This window comes from Dysgonomonas sp. 511 (assembly GCF_010501105.1).
Lineage (GTDB): Bacteria > Bacteroidota > Bacteroidia > Bacteroidales > Dysgonomonadaceae > Dysgonomonas.
This window is the reverse complement of record NZ_QVMQ01000022.1, coordinates 141,503-162,537: the sequence shown is the minus strand read 5'-3', so window position 1 is coordinate 162,537 and position 21,035 is coordinate 141,503. Positions and strand designations below refer to the sequence as shown.

The 21,035-nt window shown below is 42.7% G+C and carries 18 protein-coding genes and 1 tRNA gene; 7 read left to right on the top strand and 12 right to left on the bottom strand.

Annotation, left to right across the window (positions count from 1 at the left end; all coding sequences use genetic code 11):
* Positions 1-4: 4 nt before the first annotated feature.
* Positions 5-382: a hypothetical protein gene (locus tag D0T57_RS11125; RefSeq protein ID WP_163273564.1), complete on the top strand. Its 378-nt coding sequence runs from the start codon at positions 5-7 to the stop codon at positions 380-382.
* Between the two features lie 31 nt (positions 383-413).
* On the opposite strand, the gene D0T57_RS11120 is transcribed toward D0T57_RS11125, so the two are convergent.
* Both D0T57_RS11120 and D0T57_RS11115 read right to left on the bottom strand, forming a co-directional pair.
* Positions 414-905, bottom strand: a complete 492-nt coding sequence (locus D0T57_RS11120) for a GNAT family N-acetyltransferase (RefSeq protein WP_163273563.1) — start codon at positions 903-905, stop codon at positions 414-416.
* Positions 905-1,795 (bottom strand): hypothetical protein, encoded by an 891-nt coding sequence (locus D0T57_RS11115; protein WP_163273562.1) that lies wholly within the window; start codon positions 1,793-1,795, stop codon positions 905-907. Before D0T57_RS11115 ends, D0T57_RS11120 begins: the two co-directional genes overlap by 1 nt.
* 255 nt (positions 1,796-2,050) lie before the next feature.
* Here D0T57_RS11115 and mdh point away from each other — a divergent pair, with 255 nt between their 5' ends.
* Both mdh and D0T57_RS11105 read left to right on the top strand, forming a co-directional pair.
* Positions 2,051-2,992 carry a malate dehydrogenase gene (gene mdh / locus D0T57_RS11110; protein WP_163273561.1) on the top strand — a complete coding sequence of 314 codons (942 nt, stop codon included), beginning with the start codon at positions 2,051-2,053 and terminating at the stop codon, positions 2,990-2,992.
* 248 nt (positions 2,993-3,240) lie between these two features.
* On the top strand, positions 3,241-4,356 hold the full coding sequence (locus D0T57_RS11105) for a universal stress protein (protein WP_163273560.1): 1,116 nt from the start codon (positions 3,241-3,243) through the stop codon (positions 4,354-4,356).
* Between the two features lie 53 nt (positions 4,357-4,409).
* Here the strand turns inward: D0T57_RS11105 and D0T57_RS11100 are convergent, their stop codons facing one another.
* The gene (locus D0T57_RS11100; RefSeq protein ID WP_368666922.1) at positions 4,410-5,417 is read right to left on the bottom strand and encodes an AI-2E family transporter; all 1,008 of its coding nucleotides are present in this window, start codon (positions 5,415-5,417) and stop codon (positions 4,410-4,412) included.
* Between the two features lie 16 nt (positions 5,418-5,433).
* Positions 5,434-5,910 (bottom strand): methylglyoxal synthase, encoded by a 477-nt coding sequence (locus D0T57_RS11095; RefSeq protein ID WP_163273558.1) that lies wholly within the window; start codon positions 5,908-5,910, stop codon positions 5,434-5,436.
* 278 nt (positions 5,911-6,188) lie between these two features.
* Between D0T57_RS11095 and D0T57_RS11090 the strand changes: the two genes are divergently transcribed.
* Complete coding sequence (locus D0T57_RS11090; RefSeq protein ID WP_163273557.1) at positions 6,189-7,109, top strand: DUF4421 family protein; 921 nt, start codon at positions 6,189-6,191, stop codon at positions 7,107-7,109.
* Between the two features lie 282 nt (positions 7,110-7,391).
* A complete protein-coding gene (locus D0T57_RS11085; RefSeq protein ID WP_163273556.1) occupies positions 7,392-9,905 on the top strand; it encodes an ATP-dependent Clp protease ATP-binding subunit in 2,514 nt (837 codons plus the stop codon).
* Positions 9,906-10,125: 220 nt separating this feature from the next.
* Here the strand turns inward: D0T57_RS11085 and D0T57_RS11080 are convergent, their stop codons facing one another.
* The 5 genes from D0T57_RS11080 to D0T57_RS11060 form a co-directional block, all read right to left on the bottom strand.
* Positions 10,126-10,518, bottom strand: coding sequence for a barstar family protein (locus D0T57_RS11080; RefSeq protein WP_163273555.1), 393 nt, complete (start codon positions 10,516-10,518; stop codon positions 10,126-10,128).
* A 35-nt stretch (positions 10,519-10,553) separates the two neighbouring features.
* Positions 10,554-11,963: an amidophosphoribosyltransferase gene (locus D0T57_RS11075; protein ID WP_163273554.1), complete on the bottom strand. Its 1,410-nt coding sequence runs from the start codon at positions 11,961-11,963 to the stop codon at positions 10,554-10,556.
* A 28-nt stretch (positions 11,964-11,991) separates the two neighbouring features.
* A complete protein-coding gene (locus D0T57_RS11070; protein ID WP_163273553.1) occupies positions 11,992-13,185 on the bottom strand; it encodes a pyridoxal phosphate-dependent aminotransferase in 1,194 nt (397 codons plus the stop codon).
* A gap of 637 nt (positions 13,186-13,822) precedes the next feature.
* On the bottom strand, positions 13,823-15,040 hold the full coding sequence (locus D0T57_RS11065; RefSeq protein WP_163273552.1) for a bifunctional 3,4-dihydroxy-2-butanone-4-phosphate synthase/GTP cyclohydrolase II: 1,218 nt from the start codon (positions 15,038-15,040) through the stop codon (positions 13,823-13,825).
* Between the two features lie 27 nt (positions 15,041-15,067).
* Positions 15,068-17,122 (bottom strand): LptF/LptG family permease, encoded by a 2,055-nt coding sequence (locus tag D0T57_RS11060; protein WP_163273551.1) that lies wholly within the window; start codon positions 17,120-17,122, stop codon positions 15,068-15,070.
* Positions 17,123-17,337: 215 nt separating this feature from the next.
* Here D0T57_RS11060 and D0T57_RS11055 point away from each other — a divergent pair.
* Positions 17,338-17,411: transfer RNA gene (locus D0T57_RS11055), tRNA-Met, on the top strand.
* Between the two features lie 359 nt (positions 17,412-17,770).
* The gene (locus D0T57_RS11050) at positions 17,771-19,222 is read left to right on the top strand and encodes a sodium:solute symporter (protein WP_163273550.1); all 1,452 of its coding nucleotides are present in this window, start codon (positions 17,771-17,773) and stop codon (positions 19,220-19,222) included.
* Positions 19,223-19,317: 95 nt separating this feature from the next.
* Here D0T57_RS11050 and D0T57_RS11045 read toward each other — a convergent pair whose 3' ends face one another.
* From D0T57_RS11045 to D0T57_RS11035, 3 genes are read right to left on the bottom strand one after another with little or no spacing between them, the layout of a single operon-like run.
* Positions 19,318-19,788, bottom strand: a complete 471-nt coding sequence (locus tag D0T57_RS11045) for a thermonuclease family protein (RefSeq protein WP_255490576.1) — start codon at positions 19,786-19,788, stop codon at positions 19,318-19,320.
* Positions 19,789-19,793: 5 nt separating this feature from the next.
* Positions 19,794-20,510, bottom strand: coding sequence for a histidine phosphatase family protein (locus D0T57_RS11040; protein WP_163273548.1), 717 nt, complete (start codon positions 20,508-20,510; stop codon positions 19,794-19,796).
* A gap of 58 nt (positions 20,511-20,568) precedes the next feature.
* On the bottom strand, positions 20,569-20,982 hold the full coding sequence (locus D0T57_RS11035; protein ID WP_163273547.1) for a thioesterase family protein: 414 nt from the start codon (positions 20,980-20,982) through the stop codon (positions 20,569-20,571).
* Positions 20,983-21,035: the final 53 nt, after the last annotated feature.

Below are 21,035 nucleotides of genomic sequence, written 5' to 3'. Positions count from 1 at the left end.
AAATATGAGTGATACCATAATTGACAGGATAAGAACCCTTTACAAGAAGGAATGCGGGAGCATACCTAAATTTGCAAAGGTGCTGGGCATTTCCTCCGATACACTCAAAAACGTGATATCGAGGGGAGTAGCTCCCAATTATGATATATTGCATTCTATTGCCATAGCTTTCCCCCATTATTCAATGGATTGGCTTATTGCTGGTGTCGGAAGTATGAACAAAGATGAGGAGAAAGATATTCTCTCCGAAAATGAAGTTGATGTAGATAAAAAAGTGGAATTTTTAGAGGCTCGCATTAAAGATTTGGAGCAAACCATTGCCTCCAAAGATCAAACAATAGAAGCAATGCAATTGCTGATAGATACACTTCGGAATAGGTAAGACGAAAAATACAAACGGAGGGTTCCGGTTTTCAGAACTCTTTATTCATTATATAATCTTCCATCAAAAAATTGTTGCCGATATCAATGTCCTCACTTCCGGCAATTTCAAATCCCATTCGCCTGTAAAAGTTGATAGCCTTATTATAGCGGTTTACATTAAGAGAGACTCCCGTGTTGTTATTCTCCTTAGCTATACCACTTACCGTTTCGATAAATAAGCGGCCTACGCCTGTCCCTTGTCCAGCAGGAAGCACATATATTTTGTGGATCTTTGTATATCCTGTTCCTTTATAGTTTAATTCGTATGATACATATCCCAGATATTCGCCGTCTTTTTTTGCCAACAGGTATTGGTGTCCTTCTGCCATCTGTTTTTCGAGCGACAACTCGCTATACATCATCTCTATCATATACGCAATTTGCTCGGGGCTAAGCAGTTCCTTAAATGTTTCGGGCCACACTTCATCTGCCAGAGTGCGTATGGTTTGTATATGTGCTTTCTCAGCTTTTATTATTTCCATCAGTTTTGCAGTGTAAACGATCTTGATCCTATACGGTTGCCGTCGGCAAATATATCGGCGCGATATGTTCCCGGCATAAGAAATTCTTCTACAATCCAGTACATGGTTACAGGTGTTTCTTCGCCGCCGTATTCTATCACTTTTTTCATCGAATAATTTATTTCTTTATTCTCGAAAGGGAAGACATTTGCCTGGTTTTTGGTCAGCACATCGTTGTCGGGCTTCATTATGCGCACATATATCGTACGTTCGCCGGGTTCGGCAGTTATATTTTTTGTTATCAGGAAGTTTAAGACCAGTTGTTCTACCTTATTTATTTTTTTCTGCACTTTTCCCTTCTTGTTGGTCGCTTGTATGCTTATTCCTGTAGCATCCAGCTTGGCAGCACGAGTTACCTTTTCCGTAAGGTTTGCTTTTTCCTGGGTAACTTCGTTGAGGGTGCGCGATGTCTCCTGATATTTATTGGTTATCTCCTGGTTGGCTTTTCTCAATTGCTCGTTGGCTTTGTTTAGCGAATCTATTTGAGTAATATATGATTTCAGGATTTTGCGCAACGTTCCCAATTCTTGATTCAATCGGTTTATTTCGGCTTTGTTTTCTGCTTTTACGGTACGCAGTTCGTCGAGGAGGCGTTGCACTTTAGCCTGTTCGTTTGTAAGTTTGAGTAGCAACGAATCGTTTTTTATATTCATTTTAAAACCTTCGTATTGCATGGAGATATTTTCGTATTCATCTTCCAGCTGTTGCTTGTTCAGGCTACTTACTTCCTGTAGTTCTTCTATCTGTGTCCGTTGGTTAAATATAAAATAAGCAGCTATTCCTATACCTGCTATCAATATAATAATTATTGCGATCAGAATTTTCGAGTTGTTTCTTGTTTCGGTGCTCATAAGTGTGTTTAAAATTTAACAAAGCGACTACAAATATAAACCTTTTAAAAATATTGTACAAAAGGATAATAACCTTTCGCTTTTTTTAATAAATCATTCTTTTTTTACTTGTTAAAATCTTCTTTTTTTCAGAATAAGCACGTACATTTGTCAGGCTTTAAGCCTCCTGTATGGGGTGGCGATGCCAGATAGTTTACAATTTGCAATCAAAGGGAATTTTTATAATACCATATATATTAAAAACGGAAAAAAATTATGTCAAAAGTAACAGTTGTAGGCGCTGGCAATGTAGGCGCAACATGTGCAAATGTGCTTGCATTTAATGAGGTAGCAGACGAGGTTGTAATGCTCGATGTCAAAGAAGGTGTTTCGGAAGGAAAGGCCATAGATATGAACCAAACAGCCCAGCTTTTAGGTTTCGACACACGCATCAAGGGTGTAACCAATGATTATGCAGCTACCGTCAATTCGGATGTAGTTGTTATCACTTCAGGCATTCCGCGCAAACCGGGTATGACAAGGGAAGAACTGATCGGGGTAAATGCGGGCATTGTGAAAAGCGTGGCAGAAAACATCCTTAAATATTCGCCGAATGCCATCCTTGTAATAATATCCAACCCTATGGATACAATGACTTACCTTGCCTCTAAAGTTACTGGCTTGCCTAAGCACCGTATCGTTGGTATGGGAGGAGCGTTGGATAGTTCCCGATTCAAATATTACCTGAGCGAAGCTTTGGGCTGCAACCCTAACGAAGTAGAAGGCATGGTGATTGGCGGGCACGGCGATACTACAATGATACCTGTTGTGCGTTTGGCGACATACAAGGGCATCCCTGTTGCCGACCTTTTGACAAAAGAAGCTCTTGACAAAGTAGTTGCCGACACTATGGTAGGCGGAGCTACACTAACCGGCTTGCTAGGCACATCGGCTTGGTATGCTCCGGGAGCAGCAGGTGCTTATGTTGTAGAGTCTATCCTTCACGACCAGAAAAAAGTAGTTCCTTGCTGTGTCGCTTTAGAAGGAGAATACGGGCAAGAAGACATCTGTATCGGAGTACCTGTTGTTTTAGGCAAAAACGGGTGGGAGAAAATCATAGACATAAAACTTACTCCGGAAGAAAAAGAGAAATTTGAAGCTTCGGCTGCCGCTGTCCGCAAGACAAATGCAGTGTTGAAAGAAAACGGAGCTATCTAAATATTGAAACATGGAAACCGAACGGGGGCGGCCTTATGGTCGTCCTCGTTTTTTGTTTGGAAGAATTTCTTGGTAAAGAAAACAAAAGCATCTTTCTTTATGTTAAAAAAGAGACAAGTACTCGTATTTATACCGAAGTTATTTTAGTAAATTTGTTAGAACCCCGAACATGTAGCAATAACCTTAATCAATCAGGCATCTCTTGTTCGGTATTTATATTATAATCTGTCTCTCTAAAAAATAAAGCTATGGATAAAAAATTAATTACTCTTGCCATTCACACTCCTGCCAAAGCGCGCGTCTTGCAACAGACATTGGAAGAAAGGGGTATAGAAACCTTTCTCGAAAATGTAGAAGACGAAGGCGAAGGTGTTTCTAATAGTATCGCTGTTCGCATCAACGAATATGATATAATAAAAGCCGTTGGCATCATAGAGAGCGTACAACTGTTCAGGTACGACAACGAACAGACGTATAAGATAGACGACGGCCGTAAACGGATACTGGTAGCTGTCGACTTTTCCGGTTATTCCATCAAGGTATGCCGCGCCGCTTTTGCTATAGCCAGCAAGGTAAATGCGAAGGTGAAGATACTCCATGTGTATAAAATGCGTTTTCCTATAACCTTCCCTTTTGCCGATTCTGTCAATCTGGATAATGAAAAGGAAAGCCCTTTGGATAAAGCCCGAAGATTGATGCTCGATTTCTGTTACGAGATAGACAAAAAGATTTCCGAAAAGGAATTTCCATCAGTAAACTATTCCTATTCGCTGAGAGAAGGGATAGAAAGCGAAGAGATCGAAAACTTTACACACGAATACAAGCCATTCCTTCTTGTATTGGGAACCAAGGGGAAGAGCAATAATGTGAATGATATTGTGGGTAATGTCACGGCAGATATTATTGAGATGACAAATATTCCGGTGATTGCCATTCCCGAAAATTCTCCGATAAAGAAAATGGACGACGTCAGGCATATAGCTTTCCTTACCAACTTTCAGAAAGGCGACCTCGATTCCTTCGATATGCTGGTCAATATATTGAGGCCATATCAGTCGGTAAGGATTACCTTGATACATGTAAATGCCGTAAACCGCAAAGGCGACCGCTGGACGGAAACAGAACTATTGGGTATGAAAGAGTATTTCCAAAAGAAATATCCCGAACTGAATGTGGGGTACGAACTACTCGATAGCCCTGATATGATAGAAGCTGTCGATTATTTTATAGACGAAGAAGGGGTTAACATTATAGCATTGACTACAAAGCGCCGCAACCTGCTGGGACGTATTTTCTTGCCAAGTGTTTCGCGTAAAGTCTTGCATTTGCGCACCGATATGCCTTTACTGATTTTGAGAGGATAGGAAAACACAAAGAAGGTGTCCTAAAAGTAATAAAGGGCACCTTCTTTTTTGCTTTATTCTGCATCCAGATATTCCCTCTTAAATATATTCAGGCAAATCACAAACATAGACATAAGTAATGGGCCGAATATAACACCCCAAAAACCAAATAAAGTCAAGCCTATAACTACACCAAATACAGTAATCAGAGGATGTGTGTCGGCCATTTTTTTCTGGAGTATAAAACGGATAAGGTTATCTGAGTTTGATATTACTATCAATCCGAATACCGTCAGAGCAATGCCGTTGAACCAATCGCCAGATATTACCAGATATACCGATAAGGGAAGCCATACTAGCCCGGTTCCCACCAATGGTATGATGGTAGCAAAGCAAGTAAAGAACGCAAAAAGGATGGGGTTGGGCACGTCGAATATCAAATAGCCTATAAGAGCAACCCCTCCCTGTATGATAGCTAACAGAGGGATGCCAATAGCATTCGATTTCACCATCATATTTATTTCGTGCATTACATTCCTTTTGTTTTTTGTACTGAAAGGCAGTAGGCTGTAAAAATAATTCTCCATTTTCCGCCCGCCAATCAGCATAAAGTAAAGGACAAATATCATAACCAAAGCGTTGATAACAAAGCTGGCAACACTATTGACCAGCATTTGCCCTATCTTCGGCAGGTATCCTACTGCACTTACTATATTGTCGGTGCTGAATATATTATAACCTATCTTTTCGTGCAGGCGCGATGCAAATTGCTGTATGGTATCTACTGTTGCAGCCAGATTAAGATTAATACCATGCAACTCTTCTATCAGCAGCCATACAGCAGCAGATATCGGTATAAGAAAGAACATTACGGCCTCTATCAATATTAGGGAAGCAGCCAGGCTCTTTCTGAATTTCTTCTTTTCCACCAGGCAAAACATTTGCCTCCTCAGCAATACATATATGGTGGAAGCACCCAATATCCCTCCGAGGAAAGGAGCCATTTCGCGCACCATCACGATCCCCATAAAAAGGATGAGTACTATAAGGGAATATTTCCAGTATTGTTCTTTCACTGTTATACCCATAGATGCTTGCTTATTTCATTTTTCCATACATTTCGTCGAAAGCCTTCCTGTCGAAAGCCTGATAGCGAGGTTGTTTAGGCACATAACCCTCCTGATCCCAAAGCGTACTGGTTATCATCAGGTCGGCACTATAGCGGTTGCAGGCAATAGGCACATTGTGTACGCGGCACTGGCGCAACAACATCATTATGTCTGCCTCATGTGGCTGAGGATTCAGGTCGTCTATAAGAAAAACGGCCATGTCTACTTCGTTGCGTACTACCATTGCTGCTATTTCGGCATCGCCCCCCAGCGGCCCCGAGTTCATACGTGTGATTTCAGCTTCTATGCCCTTTTTCTCAAATGCTTCTTTTATCAATGCTCCGGTGGTACCTGTACATACCAGATGGTGGTTTGCCAGGAAATCAGAGTTGTAATAACACCATTCCACCATATCTGCTTTGCGATGGTCGTGAGCCACAAGTGCGATAGTCAGTCTTTTTCTCATAAAGTCAAATTCATTTTATATTTGTATAAATAACATTCTTTTGTTTTAATATGTTGTTCAAAGATAAAACTTTTCTAAAGAAAGTGTGCTTTACACTTATTAAGACTTGGTTACTTCTTGTATTTTTGTATATCGGAAAGAGAAAGTATATTTTTGTGTCATTCCGGATGATCGCCATAGCCCATTATAGACAAATGCCGGAATAAAGGAAGGGGACAATCAGTTATTAAAAAAAGGGTTTGCATAAAATAAATAAAGTTATTTCAGGTTTACAAAGTATGAGAATTACAATAACTTGTTTTCTATTATCTCTTGTATCGAATTTTTGTATTGCACAAATTGATAGCACATATATCAAACCGTTCGAATATCGGCTTGCTATCGCCCCCTATATATCCAAAGATATGTTGTTTGTAAGTGTGGAGCAAGACGAAGGAGCCAGTAAGACCTTCATACCCAATACCCCGCCCAATATAGGTATTGGTGCTTCTATAAACAATACGATTATCAGTTTTGGCTACGGCTACGGTTTCGATTTCATGAGAGACAAAGACCTGGGTAAAACAAAAGCTTTTGATCTTCAGATACATAATTATGGACGAAAAATAGTGTTTGATATCTTTATCCAGAGATATAAGGGGTTCTACGATGAAGAAGATAAAGACACCCCGGAACTTTACCCCGACCTGGAAGTGCGCAAATATGGCATATACGGGCAGTATGTGTTCAACAACAAGCGATTTTCTTATCAGGCAGCTTTCAATCAGAACGAAAAGCAGATAAAGTCGGCAGGTAGTTTCCTGCTCGGAGGTGGTGTTTATAAAACAAGGATACGTTCCGACAGTTCGTTCGTGTATGAGGACAAAAACAGGATAGACAATTTTCAGTTCGGAGTTAGCGCCGGCTATGCCTACACATGGGTGCTGGGTCGTTATTGGGATATAAGTGCATCGGCTACAGCAGGCATCAACTTCGGTAGCGAAAAGTTCAGTACTATAGGCAAAAAGCTTAAGGTCTACCCTACTGTATTCCCTCGTATCTCAGCCGGATATAACCGCAAGTCGTGGTCGCTCGGATTGTCGTATGTGGGAAATCTCATCTTCTCTTCTATGAACGATAACTCTAGCATCGGCATACATTCGGGAACTGTTAAAGTTTCATTTACAAAACGCTTCGATATAATTCCCTTTATCAAGTAAAGACAATATCTTTATATCCAGTGTAATTTTTAATCAAAATGCTGCAAATTATATTCATTGATATAATTTCGTTTTATTTGCCAGCGCAAAGCTGCATTATGTTATGCTTTTAGCTATTATCTTTTCGAAAATGATTTTGTAAAACAAGCCGGTATTTGCAGGAAAAACTTTATGGCATCATTTTTGTTAAACTATCAGAGAGTTAATAAAGATTATCCCTAAAAAGATTTTAGAAATAAATCTTATATTTGTATTACACGCATAAACATCAAATTGACGGTTATGGAAAATAATTTTTCACAAAGAGTTCGTAGAATCATGGCATACAGTCGTGAAGAAGCCGGACGACTACAAACCAACTATTTAGCGCCGGAACATTTGATGCTTGGAATTCTTCGCAATGGAGACGGATTGGCCGTACAGGCATTAAAAGATTTTGGAATAGATTTGGTAGAGTTAAAAGAAAACATTGATAATAACATATTAAAGCAGCAGGAGGATGCATACCCAAATAGTGAAGTAGTGATGACAAAAAGTGCCGAAAAAGTGCTGAAGATGAGTATTCTCGAAGCCCGTTTAACAAAAAGTGCCGAAACGGATTCCGAACACTTGCTTCTCGCTATTTTGAAAGAACATAATAATATGGCTGCGACACTGTTGGGAGAATATCATATGGACTACAACGGAACATTTACCTATATAAAAAGTATGGGAAACTTAATGCATAAGAAAGACGAGTTGCCACGTATGGGGGCAGACTTTACTGATGACGACGAAGACGAAGATGACGATTTGTCGGGAGGAGCCTCAAATGTTGGTACTCAACAACCGCGTCAGGCTACAGATACGCCGGTACTCGACAATTTTGGTATAGACATGACCAAAGCGGCTCTCGAAAACAAACTGGATCCGATAGTAGGCCGCGAAAAAGAAATAGAACGGCTGGCACAAATCCTGAGCCGACGCAAGAAGAATAACCCTATACTTATCGGCGAGCCCGGAGTAGGTAAGTCGGCAATAGTAGAAGGCCTGGCATTACGCATTACCCAGAAGAAGGTTTCGCGCGTATTGTTCGACAAACGTGTGATAGCATTGGATATGGCTTCGGTAGTGGCAGGTACAAAATATCGCGGGCAATTTGAAGAACGTATAAAAGCGATATTGAACGAGTTGTCTAAAAATCCGAACATAATCCTGTTCATCGACGAGATACATACAATAGTAGGAGCAGGAGGCGCAACAGGTTCGCTCGATGCTGCCAATATGCTGAAACCGGCATTGGCACGCGGCGAAATACAATGTATTGGTGCTACTACCCTGGATGAATATCGCAAGAACATAGAAAAAGACGGAGCATTGGAACGTCGTTTCCAAAAGGTGATGGTAGAACCTACTACAGCCGAGGAAACTTTGCAGATATTGCATAATATCAAAGAACGCTACGAGGAACATCACAATGTAAAATATACCGAAGATGCTCTGGAAGCTTGTGTTAAACTTACCGACAGGTATATTACCGACCGCAACTTTCCCGATAAGGCTATTGATGCCCTCGACGAAGCCGGATCGCGTATGCATATCGCCAACATTCGGGTTCCGAAAGAGATAGAAGATATCGAAAAAGAACTGAATAACATTATAGAGCAAAAAGGAGAAGCTGTAAAAGCTCAGAAATACGAATTGGCAGCAAGCTTCCGCGATACACAGCGTCAGCTAATGGCCAAATTGGATAAAGCCGAAGCCGACTGGAAAGCATCGTTGAAAGAGAAACCCGAAACAGTAGATGCCGAAATGGTAGCAGAAGTGGTTTCCATGATGTCGGGAGTTCCTGTTCAGCGTATCGGCGAATCGGAAGGCGTTAAGCTTGTAGGCATGAAAGACAACCTGAAAGAAGCTGTGGTAGGACAAGACGAAGCAGTGAATAAGATTGTTAAAGCCATACAACGCAACCGTATCGGATTGAAAGACCCGAATCGTCCGATAGGCACATTCATGTTCCTTGGGCCTACAGGAGTCGGTAAAACTCACCTCGCCAAGATGATTGCCGAACAATTGTTCGACTCGGCAGATGCCCTTATCCGTATCGATATGAGCGAATATATGGAGAAATTCAACGTATCGCGCCTGGTCGGAGCACCTCCTGGATATGTAGGATACGAAGAAGGTGGGTTGCTTAGCGAAAAGGTACGCCGCAAACCATATTCGGTTGTCTTGCTCGACGAGATAGAGAAAGCCCATCCCGATGTCTACAACATACTATTGCAAGTAATGGACGAAGGCCACCTTACAGATAGCCTTGGACGAAAGATAGACTTCAAGAATACTATCCTCATCATGACATCGAACGTTGGTACCCGCCAGCTGAAAGACTTCGGAGGAGGCGTCGGCTTCAAAAGAGAGTCGGCTGCAAACAGGGAGTATTCGAGAAGCGTACTTCAGAAGGCCTTGAATAAGACTTTCTCGCCGGAGTTCCTCAACCGTGTAGATGACATCATCACATTCGACCAATTGGATAAAGCTTCGATAGAGAAGATCATCGGTATCGAACTGAAAGGCTTCTACAAGCGCATGGAAGAACTGGGATATACTATCGAACTCGCTCAGGAAGCTAAAGACTTCCTTGCCGACAAAGGGTATGATGTACAGTTTGGAGCGCGTCCGCTCAAACGTGCTATACAAAACTATGTAGAGGATGAGATTGCTGAACTGATATTATCGGGAGCAGTCAAACCCGGTGGTGCTATAACCTTTGAGGTAGATAAGGAGAACGACAAGCTGAAAGCAATTGCTAAGTAAATGCTGGTTTATGATAAGAGAAAGAAGGTGTCCCAAAAGTAAGTAAGGACACCTTTCTCGTGTTTCTGAAGTGAAGTGTTCAAAAAGTGATTAGATGCGAAGCCGCTCATTTTTAGACAGAAGGGAGCATACTAAAGTATGTGACCGATGGCTAATAAATGAAGCAGATGATTACTTTTGGGACAACTTCTTTCTGCTTTATATAGCATTGGGCATAAGCCTATTGAGGGGTCAGGTCTATATTCTGATGTTCGCCGATAATCTCAAGTATGATTTCGAAGTACGTCTTGCCGGTCCCCTCTTCCAGTTCGGTCTGCTTATGCTGCACAAAGTCTGAATTGAACTTGTCCGGAGACTTCAATTTCTCCTGATAATAGGCTTTGGTCAACTCCAACCCCAAGTCTTCCCGGTTCTTTTCAAAATCAGTCCAGATAAGGCGTATAGTCTCATCTCCCTTTATCTCTCCATAGCCCCCATAAAACATATCGTTGAGGGCATCCAGGCTTTGACCGAGCTTCCAGTCGGTATTTGCCATGAATACACGGTTTATCTCCTCATAGAAGGTCGGAATATCGTGTATCTTACTGCCATCAATAACAATTGTCTTCACCATAAGCTATAAGTATAAGCGGAAAAACCCGAGCGACATTATTCCCCTTTAGGGCATGCCTTGTTGTAGCAATATGTACAGACACTACCTTCCGGCAACCCGATAGAATCGAGTAAGTCTTCTACTGTAACAAACTTCAACGATGTTATATTCAGCTTCTTACGAATCTTATCTATCATTTCGTTATATTGAGGCGAGTCGGTCGTCGCATACTTTTCCAAGTCTTTCGAGTCGTCACCTTCCAGCTCCTTTATCGTGCGGCGGGTAATAAGCTCCAAAGCCGATTTCGATGCAGTGAATCCAAGATAAGGACAAGCATGGAGGATGGGAGGGCTTCCGATGCGCATATGCACTTCTTTAGCTCCATATCCGTAGAGGATATTCACGTTGTCGTTCAACTGAGTGCCCCGCACAATAGAGTCGTCGCAGAAGATAACTCTCTTATCCTTAAGTAGATGGCGGTTCGGTATAAGCTTCATCTTTGCCACAAGGTCTCTAACCTCCTGGTTAGCAGGGGTAAAGCTGCGTGGCCATGTAGGCGTGTATTTTATAATGGCACGACGGTACGGCAAACCTTTGCCTTCGGCATAGCCTAATCCCATGCCAATGCCCGAATCGGGTATGCCAGCCACATAGTCGGCTTCTACATCATCTTTAGCCGCCATTTTCAATCCGCAGGTATAACGCATTGTGTCAACATTAACCCCTTCATAGTCAGACACAGGATAACCATAATAAACCCAAAGGAAAGAACAAACCTGTTTTTGCTTATTTGGTTCGTGTACTGTCTCTATCTTATCGGCTGTGATTTCGACTATCTCACCGGGACCAATGTCGTATGTCAGTTCATAGCCCAGGTTCGGAAAACTGCATGGCTCACTGGATACGGCATGTGCCCCGTCTTTTTTACCTATTAAGATCGGGGTACGCCCCCATTTGTCGCGGGCGGCAATGATGCATTTCTCCGTAAGGATAAGCATCGAGCACGAGCCTTTAATCTTCTCATGCACAAGTTTTATACCTTCTGGAAAAGTTTTCCCTTGCGATATTAACAATGCAATCAATTCGGTTTGACTGGCTTGCCCCGAACTTAGTTCGGAAAAGTGACAGCCTTTATCCAATAATTCTTTTTGCAGTTCGTCCAGGTTGTTAATCTTGGCAACCGTAACCACTGCATATTTGCCCAGATGCGAGTTGACAAATATTGGCTGAGGGTCTGTATCGCTGATGATACCGATACCCGAATTGCCTTTAAATTTAGGAAGGTCGGCTTCGAACCGTAAGCGGAAATATGAATTTTCCAGATTGTGAATCGCCCTGTTGAAAATACCTTCGTGTAAGGTCGCCATCCCTCCCCGGCGGGTACCCAGGTGGGAGTTGTAGTCTGTACCGTAAAACAAGTCTGTTATACAGGCCGACTTTGATATCGTTCCAAAAAAACCGCCCATTCGTTTTATATATATTCGTAAATTAAGATTATTTCAACTTAGCTAATGTTTCTTTCACTCGTCTCATAGCTTCGATAATGTTTTCATCGGATGTGGCGTATGAGAAACGGATATAATCGGGCGCTTCGAAAGCAAGGCCGCCAACACTGGCCACATGGCCTTCTTCGAGCAGGAACATTGCCAGATCGGCAGATGTGTGTATAGTTTTGCCATTGTACGATTTGCCGAAGTAGTAGCTGCACTCAGGGAAAAGGTAGAATGCACCTTCCGGCTTGTTTACCTTGAAGCCTTCTATTTCCGATGCCAGTTTCACTATCAGGTCGCGGCGGCGCATAAAAGCCTGGCGCATATCCTCCACGCATTGCTGATCGCCCAGATAGGCCGCTTCGGCTGCTTTCTGTGCTATGGATGATGCTCCCGACGTATATTGTCCCTGCAATTTGTTGCAGGCGGCTACTATCCATTGCGGTGCAGCCATCCAGCCAAGTCGCCATCCTGTCATGGCATAGGCTTTCGAAACTCCGTTTATAATAACTACGCGGTCTTTGACCGAATCGAACTGGGCAATGCTCTCGTGCTTGCCTATATAATTGATATGTTCGTATATTTCGTCGGCAATAATGATAATGTTAGGGTGTTTGGCAAATATATCAGCCAAAGCTTTCAGTTCATCTTTGCTATAGATGCTTCCTGTTGGGTTCGATGGCGAGCAAAGTATGATGGCGCGGGTTTTCGGGGTGATGGCTGCTTCCAGTTGCGCCGGCGTCATTTTAAAATCCTGCTCTATTCCGGTGCGGATCACCACACTTTTACCTTCTGCCAGTTTTACCATTTCTATATAGCTCACCCAGCATGGGGCAGGTATGATAACCTCATCGTCTTTGTTTACAACGGCCAACAATGCGTTGCATACTGCCTGTTTAGCTCCATTCGAGCATATTATTTGTTCGGGCTTATAATCCAGCCCGTTTTCTTTTTTTAGTTTTTGGCTAACGGCTTGGCGCAGCGACATATAGCCCGGCACAGGTGTGTAGAATGAAAAATTGTCGTCGATAGCTTTCTTTGCTGCTTCCTTTATATGGGCGGGAGTGAAAAAGTCGGGCTCTCCCACGCTCAGGTTGATAACATTGATACCTTGTGCTTTCAGCTCAGTACTTTTCTGTGACATAGCCAATGTTTCCGATATTGCAAGATTGGCTATACGTTCCGATACCTGTGTCATTTTAGGTTTTTGTTTAATTGGTTGTATTATTGCTATTTAAGTTAATATACTATTTCAAAAAGTAACAAAAGTAACACTTTTTACACAGTCGTAATATCTTACGCCCGACACAACCGACGGGCGAATGATAATTCGCCCCTACAATGCTAATATTACAATAATTTTAATTTTTGTCATGTACTATGCACTTTTTACACCAGTTTTCAGATGTTACTTTTTTCTTGCTGTATCTAGCTTTTGTATCCCACTTGGGTAAAGCTAATTTTGGTCACTCTGTGCCACGCCAATGATAAGACGCGTTTCTCCTCTTGAGAGGAAAGAGATCCTTCGTTCCTCAGAAACAACGTTCGGCAGAGTGCAACGTAGTCAATGACAAAGACAGGCCAAAAAGTAACAAAAGTAACACTTTTTCGAGTATTTTATCGGGTTACTTTTTCCTCTCTTGTCGAGGCCTGCGGCTCTCTCTCCCTTTGGAGAGAGCGGGGAGTGAGGTGTAAAAAAAGTAACACTTTTCCGCCCCTTTTCAGATTGTTACTTTTTCTTGCTGCGGCTTCGTTCTATTCCCATCCCTGTCGGGAAACCCAAGAGCTTATTATAGATAAATATCTTTCAAATTTATGCTCACCCTAAACACTAACTAATCAAACTGATGAAGATTGTGTCCCATACGCTCTTTCTTTGTCTGCATATAAAACTCGTTATATTTATTCGGAGCTATTTCTAAGGGCACATTTTCTACTACATGCAGCCCGAACGACTCCAGCCCTTTACGTTTTATAGGATTGTTTGTCATCAACCTCATTTTGGTGATGCGCAATTCCCTGAGTATTGTTGCCCCTACTCCATAGTCGCGTTCGTCGGCACGGTAACCCAGATGTAGGTTGGCATCTACTGTGTCGTAACCTTCTTCCTGCAATTTGTAAGCTTCCATTTTTGCCATCAAGCCTATGCCGCGGCCTTCCTGGTTGAGATAAACGATAACTCCTTTACCCTCTTTTTCTATGGTTTGCATTGCTTTGTGCAGCTGTTCGCCACATTCGCAGCGGCACGAACCGAGTATGTCGCCCGTCATACACGAAGAATGTACGCGTACAAGTACGGGTTCGTCTTTTTCCCAGTCGCCTTTTATCAGCGCGATATGTTCCAGCCCGTTGGATAATTGCCTGAACGGGATAAGTCTGAAATTCCCGTATGCTGTAGGCATCTTAACCTCAACGCCTCTTTCTATCAGCGACTCTCTTTCGAGGCGGTATTTTATAAGGTCGGCTACAGAAATGAGTTTCAACCCGAATTTGTCTGCCATTATTTTAAGTTCGGGCAGACGTGCCATTTCACCGTCTTCCTTTTTTATTTCTATAAGTACTCCTGCCGGATACATACCTGCCAGGCGTGCCAGATCGACAGCGGCTTCGGTATGTCCTACGCGGCTAAGCACACCTTTTTCTTTTGCCCGCAGGGGGAATATATGTCCGGGGCGGCCAAAATCTTCGGGTTTGGTGTCGCTTTTGGTAAGTGCCAGTATGGTCTGTGCCCGGTCGTATGCCGATATTCCGGTAGTGACTCCGTCTTTGAGCAAATCGATGGAAACGGTAAACGGTGTGGCATGCGACGATGTATTGTGTGTCACCATCATTGGCAGGTCGAGTTCTTCGCAACGTTCGCCTGTCAGCGGTGCGCAGATCAGCCCCCGCGCATGGGTTTCCATAAAGTTTACCTTTTCGGGAGTTATAGCCTCGGCGGCAATGATAAGGTCGCCTTCGTTTTCCCTGTCTTCGTCGTCGACAACGATAACGAAATTGCCTTTTCTTATTTCTTCGATGGCGTCTTCTACCTTATCGAGCTTTATTTCGTCCATTTTCTTATATCAGCCTCCTAATGTTGTTTATGTATATGTGATTATTTCCACTTCGCTTTTGTCTTTCTGCATATGCTTTTTCACAAATGGGAACAGGAAAGGGTACAATGCTAATGAAAGAAGGGATATGACGAAATGGTACCATTTGTTTTTTGTCTTTATGTCTTTGTAGAATGTGTAGTAGTAAGTGACCGTACGTATAAACAGTATGGCGTAAAGCCCGGCAGCAATCCATTTCCATCCGCCCGGCAGCAGGATGATGGATATAAGGGCTGCTATATAGCCCAGGCATGCTATCAGCGAGTTTTGGGTGTACATAGCTTGTAGGGTGTCTATATATCGTTTGTCGCGGCGGTCTATGATATCGTTCATTTCGGCTCCCCGCGATTTTAATATGCTCAGGGCGGCTACCTGGCGGTCTTTGGTATAACTGTAGTTTTCGTAATTCTGTATTACATCCCTGAGTTTATCGCTATCCATTGCCTGTAACCCTGCAAGGACTTCGGGCGCGACATCCAATGATGAGATGTCGGGGATATGGGCTATGATATTTTTGCGTTCTTCGTCTGTTATTCTTTCCGGATATTTTATATACAGCAATTTGCGGAAGAATTTATTGTATGCTTCGGGGTTGAACAACGCCGAGTCGTTCATCGCCTTGTAGGTGAGGAACACGCCTAAAGGAAAGAATACGGCCGAACTGAGCCACATGCCCTGCCATACTTCCCAAACGGCGTCGCGCGCCATTTTGTAGCCTATATTGTCTACCATATAATATACGATGTACATGGCCACGGAAACTACTACGGGCATACCCAATCCTCCTTTGCGGATGATGGCTCCCAGTGGTGCACCTATAAAGAAGAAGATAAGGCAGGCGAACGACAATACGAATTTGCGGTGCCATTCTACTTTGTGCATCCTTATGTTCTTTTGCAGGTTTTTCTTTTGCACGAGGTCTATAATATTGTATTTATAGCTTTCGGCATCGCTCGACGCGCGCGAGTAATGTTGTTGTATCTCGCTGCGGCTATATGAGTTGAGTAAAGAGTCGAAGTCTATCCGCCCTACAAGTTTGGCGGGGTCTTCTGCCTTTATTGCTTGAGGTTCTTCTTTGGTTGGCGCTTCCTTCTTTTTTATGTACGACTCGTTGGTTCTGTATGTCAGGTAGGTTTGTTTTCCGATTACCCGCCTGTCTTTTTGGTTGAGGCTGTCGAGTACGGTGGTCATAGAGTCGATGGACAGCCCTAATTGTACGATGTTTTTGGAAATTTGCGTGCCTTCGAGTGCCGATTCTTCCATCCGGTCAAAATTGCCGTCAAATTTGATGATTATCTCTTTGGTCTTGAAGTTTTCGCGGCTATAGGGTACAAATTGATTTTCATTGTACCGGGAAGTATTCTTTATGTCTGCTTGTTTAAAACTTGCGAAGCGTTGCCCGTCGTAAAGGGTGAGCAGCAGGAATTTTTTGTCTTCCGACGTACCCATTTGTGCCGAGTCGCAGACAAAGACCGACATATTGTTGAAGCCTTCGGAAGTTTCGTAAATCATCACCTCCTTGAGCATCTTAGTTATAGGGTCTTTCTTCTTTACATAGAGATTGTAGTTGGGTATGCTGCTGTAGAAGGAACCTTCGGGTATATCCAGCTCGGGCGATTTTTGCTTAACGGAGATGAGCAGCGACCTGAACTTGACATTGATACGCGGCAATCCTTCGTTCTGGAAAAAGAACAGGCTGATGGCTATACAGGCAATGAGGATTATTAGTGGCTGCATTGCTTTTAGCAACGATACGCCGGAAGCTTTGATGGCGAGCAGCTCCATTCTTTCGCCCATATTGCCAAAGGCCATTAGCGAGGCCAACAACAGGGAAAGGGGGAGTGCCATGGGGATGAACTGGAGGGCGGCATAGAAGAACAGTTCGGCTAAAACCAGATTATCGAGTCCCTTGCCTACAAATTCTTCGATATATCGCCACAAGAATTGCATCAAGACAATGAACAAACATATCCCGAATGTCATGAAGAAAACGGGTAGGAAAGTTTGTATAATGAATGTATATAGCCTTTTTATCCTCAGCATCTATGAAGTATTCAAAAACCGACTACAAAAGTAGTAAAAAGTTAAGGGTTTGCGATATATTCGGTAAAGATAATATTCTTAAATTTTTATTATGTGTTTTTTGATTGAGTATTAAAGTGTTGCCGATAGCAAGAAAAATATTTTTCAGATTTTATAAAAAGAAACTTGTATTATATAAAATATTGTCCTATTTTTGCACCCGCTAACAGATAGTTGGCGGGATAGCTCAGATGGTTAGAGCGCATGATTCATAATCATGAGGTCCCGAGTTCAATTCTCGGTCCCGCTACAAAGAAAATCAAACACTTACAAATTTAATTTTGTAGGTGTTTTTTATTTTGCATAAAATTCTTTATAAATAAGGGATCCTAAATAAGGTTTCAATAGTTATGCCTTGAACAAACCTCAATCTTTGTCCTTTATCTTATGATAAATTGTATAGATGTCTTATCTTTGTGCCCGTCTACAAGCTACGAAATAGCTCCAATCATGGTTAGAACAAATTTACAAGAAATTGATTCGTGAACAAGATGATCAAAAACATTATAAGAAATCACTCGCAATCCCTTCATGGCACAAGGCTAAAGAGTGTAGTTTTTAGAATCACACTCTTTATTTATTAAACGAAGTGTAACCATCTATCGACTAATGGGCATATCTATACTTATCATCATTCTCACCTACTTCTGCATACTGCTCGCAATATCGCATATTGTAAGTAGAAAAAGCAGCGACAATGCAACATTCTTCCTCGCCAACAGGCAATCGCCATGGTATATTGTCGCCATCGGCATGATAGGAGCATCCATATCGGGAGTTACATTCATATCCGTACCGGGAATGGTAGGCAAGTTTGATATGACATATATGCAGATGGTATTTGGCTTTGTTGCAGGCTATTTTGCCGTGGCATACATACTACTTCCTCTATACTACAAACTCAATCTGACGACCATATATGGTTACCTGCAACAACGCTTCGGGCTTTATTCGTATAAGACAGGAGCATCTTTTTTCATCCTCTCGAAACTGATAGGTGCTGCTGCACGCCTCTATCTGGTGGCCATGATATTGCAGACTTTCGTTTTCGACCAATGGGGCATCCCGTTCTGGCTGACAGTATCTACCATCATCCTATTGATATGGGCATATACATTCCGAAGCGGAATAAAAACCGTAATATGGACAGACACATTGCAAACCCTGTCATTTCTCATGGCTATAATATTGATAATCTGCCAGGTGGCATCGCGAATGGATTTAGGAGTATGGCAAACAATAGAAGCCATAACCGGTAATGAACATTCGCGCATATTTGTTTTCGACGACTGGACATCGAGGCAGCATTTCGTAAAGCAATTCCTCAGCGGTATGTTTATCACCATCGTAATGACCGGACTCGATCAGGATATGATGCAAAAAAACCTTACCTGCCGTAGCCTGAAAGATGCCCGCAAAAATATGATAACCTACGGTTTTGCCTTTGTGCCTATCAACTATATCTTTCTGGCTCTGGGCATTTTATTGCTGCTGTTTATGAATCAACATGGTATCGATATCCCCGAAAAATCGGATCAGATACTTCCTATACTAGCTACTGAATATCTGGGTTTGCCTGTATTGGTTTTCTTCACGATAGGCATTATCGCCGCCGCATTTTCGAGTGCCGATTCGGCATTAACGGCTTTGACTACCACCACTTGCGTGGATTTGCTGAACGTGGAAAAGCAAGACCCTGTAGAAGCAAAAAAAACAAGGAAAAAGGTGCATATAGTAATCAGCATATTGTTCCTTGCTTGTATCCTTATCATCAATTCAGTCCATCAGGAAAACGTGTTGGATACCATCTATAAGGTAGCCTCTTATACTTATGGCCCATTGCTGGGATTGTTCTTTTTCGGGCTATTCCAGAAGAAGAATATCTGTGATAAGTTAGTGCCTCTTGTTTGTATCTTAGCCCCTCTGTTAAGCTATGCGCTTGAAGTATTGCTATTTAAAGCATACGATTACCGTGTAGGGTACGAAATACTACTGTGCAACGGACTACTGACAGCAGCAGGTTTATTTTGTATTTCTAAAAAGAAAGAACAGGCAATATAATTTACAGAGCAAATATGAAAAATAATATCACTGTTTCGGCCACTGTGGGGGGCGAATTGAGTTTAGATAAATTTCATGCGTTGACCCTAGTATGATTACCTCTTGCTTTTTCTGAATTGGTGTGGGGGAATAGGATTATCCATACTCCATATATTGAGTTTTTTCCTTCGGGCTTCCTGCTCAAGCGAATCCAAACGGGCATCGGTAACAAAATAGCTGTAATACCATGCCAGACCTACTCGCACCATTTCTTCATTTACATTCAGGTCGCCCAGATACACAACTCCCAATACCCTGCCATACTGGTCTTCGCCCTTATGGTCTATCATCACTCTCTTGCCATAGCAAAGGTCGTTGAGGTGATTGCGGGCTTTAGTACCATAATCCTGCCCCCTTTCGGGTGCATCTATACCCTCTAGCCTCACTTTTATACGCCTGCCGTCGCTAGTCTGGATAGTCATTGTATCGCCATCGGCAACGGAAACTACCTCTCCCATCAACCCTTCGCCCTGTGGCTGGCAGGATGATAAGAGACAAAGGCTTAATAACAATATTATGTATCTCATTTTCATCAATCTTCTTTTGCCAACGATTTACCCTTTTCTACAAAACTCAGGTCTGCCATAGATTCTACCGTAAACTGCCCGGCGCAGTATGTAACCTTGCACACAGCAGCATTATCGAGCGGGCGTGTAAACAACCTGTCGCCACCCAATCCCAGCAACATGGCCAGTATGCTCATACCATGCGACACTACCAGTATGTTCGCCTCGCCGTACTGTACTTCATTCTCGGCTATTTCCCTAAGGCTCTCCTGCGTACGTGCTTCCACTTGCGCAAAATTTTCGGCCAACCCCATTGTATCTATTTGTTTGATAGCATCTAGTACATGCTTGTAACTTATCTTCTTCGCCAACACATCCTTGGTCATCGCTTCGGCTGTAGGATAATGCATATAGAGGGCGGCATTGTACCACATCGTCCTGTTGAAATCGGCTTCGAAACTTCCGAAACAAGCTTCGCGTAGTCCGGCAAACTCGATTACAGGAATGTCTTCCTGCCCCTTTGCTCCCAATATTATCTGAGTGGTTTGCCGTGTACGGCGCAGGTCGCTGCAATAGGCTGTGCGAAAATTTATACCTTCGGCATCTAATCCGTATGCCAGATAGCGGGCTACATTTATCCCGTCTTTTGTAAGCGGCGAATCGCACCACCCCTGTACGCGGTTCAGGGCATTCATTATTGTCTGCCCGTGGCGGACAACATATATCGTGATCTTGTCAGACATCTTTGGTATTCTTGTTTTATTCTGAGTAACAGTTACTAAACCGTTATATTATTTTTCATTATTTTTCCTTCCATGTTATATAATCGGCAAACACCTTGTCGAACATATCGGGTGCAGCCACTTTGCCGTTCACCAAGCAAACTACTTCGATAACAGCCTTCGCACACAGCGTATTATCGGGTATGCGGGTAATATCCTGATGAAAATAATAGCGCAACCCCTCGCGCACTGCGGTAGCTGTGCAAACAAACTCTTCGGAACCGCGCAACGAATTGCGATAGCTGATATTCACATTTCTCACCACGGGAATGATATTTTCTGCGGTAAGGTCGCGAAGGCGCAAACCGCAAAGTTCCATTAGTTCGTGGCGGGTAGCTTCGAAATAATGTTGGTAGTTGGCATTGTTTACCACCCCTTGCGAATCGCACTCGTAGTCGCGCACTTTCATTCTATTCTCAAATACTTTTGCCATATTTTTCAGTTTTAATCACAGTAAAAAGTAACACTTTTGAAAACTCTGCATAT

Excerpts from the sequence above, each read along its gene's own strand:
- D0T57_RS11105 (WP_163273560.1), top strand. The coding sequence starts at position 3,241 with ATGGATAAAAAATTAATTACTCTTGCCATTCACACTCCTGCCAAAGCG.
- D0T57_RS11040 (WP_163273548.1), bottom strand. The coding sequence starts at position 20,510 with ATGTCTGACAAGATCACGATATATGTTGTCCGCCACGGGCAGACAATA.
- D0T57_RS11120 (WP_163273563.1), bottom strand. The coding sequence starts at position 905 with ATGGAAATAATAAAAGCTGAGAAAGCACATATACAAACCATACGCACT.
- mdh (WP_163273561.1), top strand. The coding sequence starts at position 2,051 with ATGTCAAAAGTAACAGTTGTAGGCGCTGGCAATGTAGGCGCAACATGT.
- D0T57_RS11095 (WP_163273558.1), bottom strand. The coding sequence starts at position 5,910 with ATGAGAAAAAGACTGACTATCGCACTTGTGGCTCACGACCATCGCAAA.
- D0T57_RS11080 (WP_163273555.1), bottom strand. The coding sequence starts at position 10,518 with ATGGTGAAGACAATTGTTATTGATGGCAGTAAGATACACGATATTCCG.
- D0T57_RS11075 (WP_163273554.1), bottom strand. The coding sequence starts at position 11,963 with ATGGGCGGTTTTTTTGGAACGATATCAAAGTCGGCCTGTATAACAGAC.
- D0T57_RS11060 (WP_163273551.1), bottom strand. The coding sequence starts at position 17,122 with ATGCTGAGGATAAAAAGGCTATATACATTCATTATACAAACTTTCCTA.
- D0T57_RS11045 (WP_255490576.1), bottom strand. The coding sequence starts at position 19,788 with ATGAGATACATAATATTGTTATTAAGCCTTTGTCTCTTATCATCCTGC.
- D0T57_RS11065 (WP_163273552.1), bottom strand. The coding sequence starts at position 15,040 with ATGGACGAAATAAAGCTCGATAAGGTAGAAGACGCCATCGAAGAAATA.
- D0T57_RS11085 (WP_163273556.1), top strand. The coding sequence starts at position 7,392 with ATGGAAAATAATTTTTCACAAAGAGTTCGTAGAATCATGGCATACAGT.
- D0T57_RS11035 (WP_163273547.1), bottom strand. The coding sequence starts at position 20,982 with ATGGCAAAAGTATTTGAGAATAGAATGAAAGTGCGCGACTACGAGTGC.
- D0T57_RS11125 (WP_163273564.1), top strand. The coding sequence starts at position 5 with ATGAGTGATACCATAATTGACAGGATAAGAACCCTTTACAAGAAGGAA.
- D0T57_RS11070 (WP_163273553.1), bottom strand. The coding sequence starts at position 13,185 with ATGACACAGGTATCGGAACGTATAGCCAATCTTGCAATATCGGAAACA.
- D0T57_RS11050 (WP_163273550.1), top strand. The coding sequence starts at position 17,771 with ATGGGCATATCTATACTTATCATCATTCTCACCTACTTCTGCATACTG.
- D0T57_RS11090 (WP_163273557.1), top strand. The coding sequence starts at position 6,189 with ATGAGAATTACAATAACTTGTTTTCTATTATCTCTTGTATCGAATTTT.
- D0T57_RS11115 (WP_163273562.1), bottom strand. The coding sequence starts at position 1,795 with ATGAGCACCGAAACAAGAAACAACTCGAAAATTCTGATCGCAATAATT.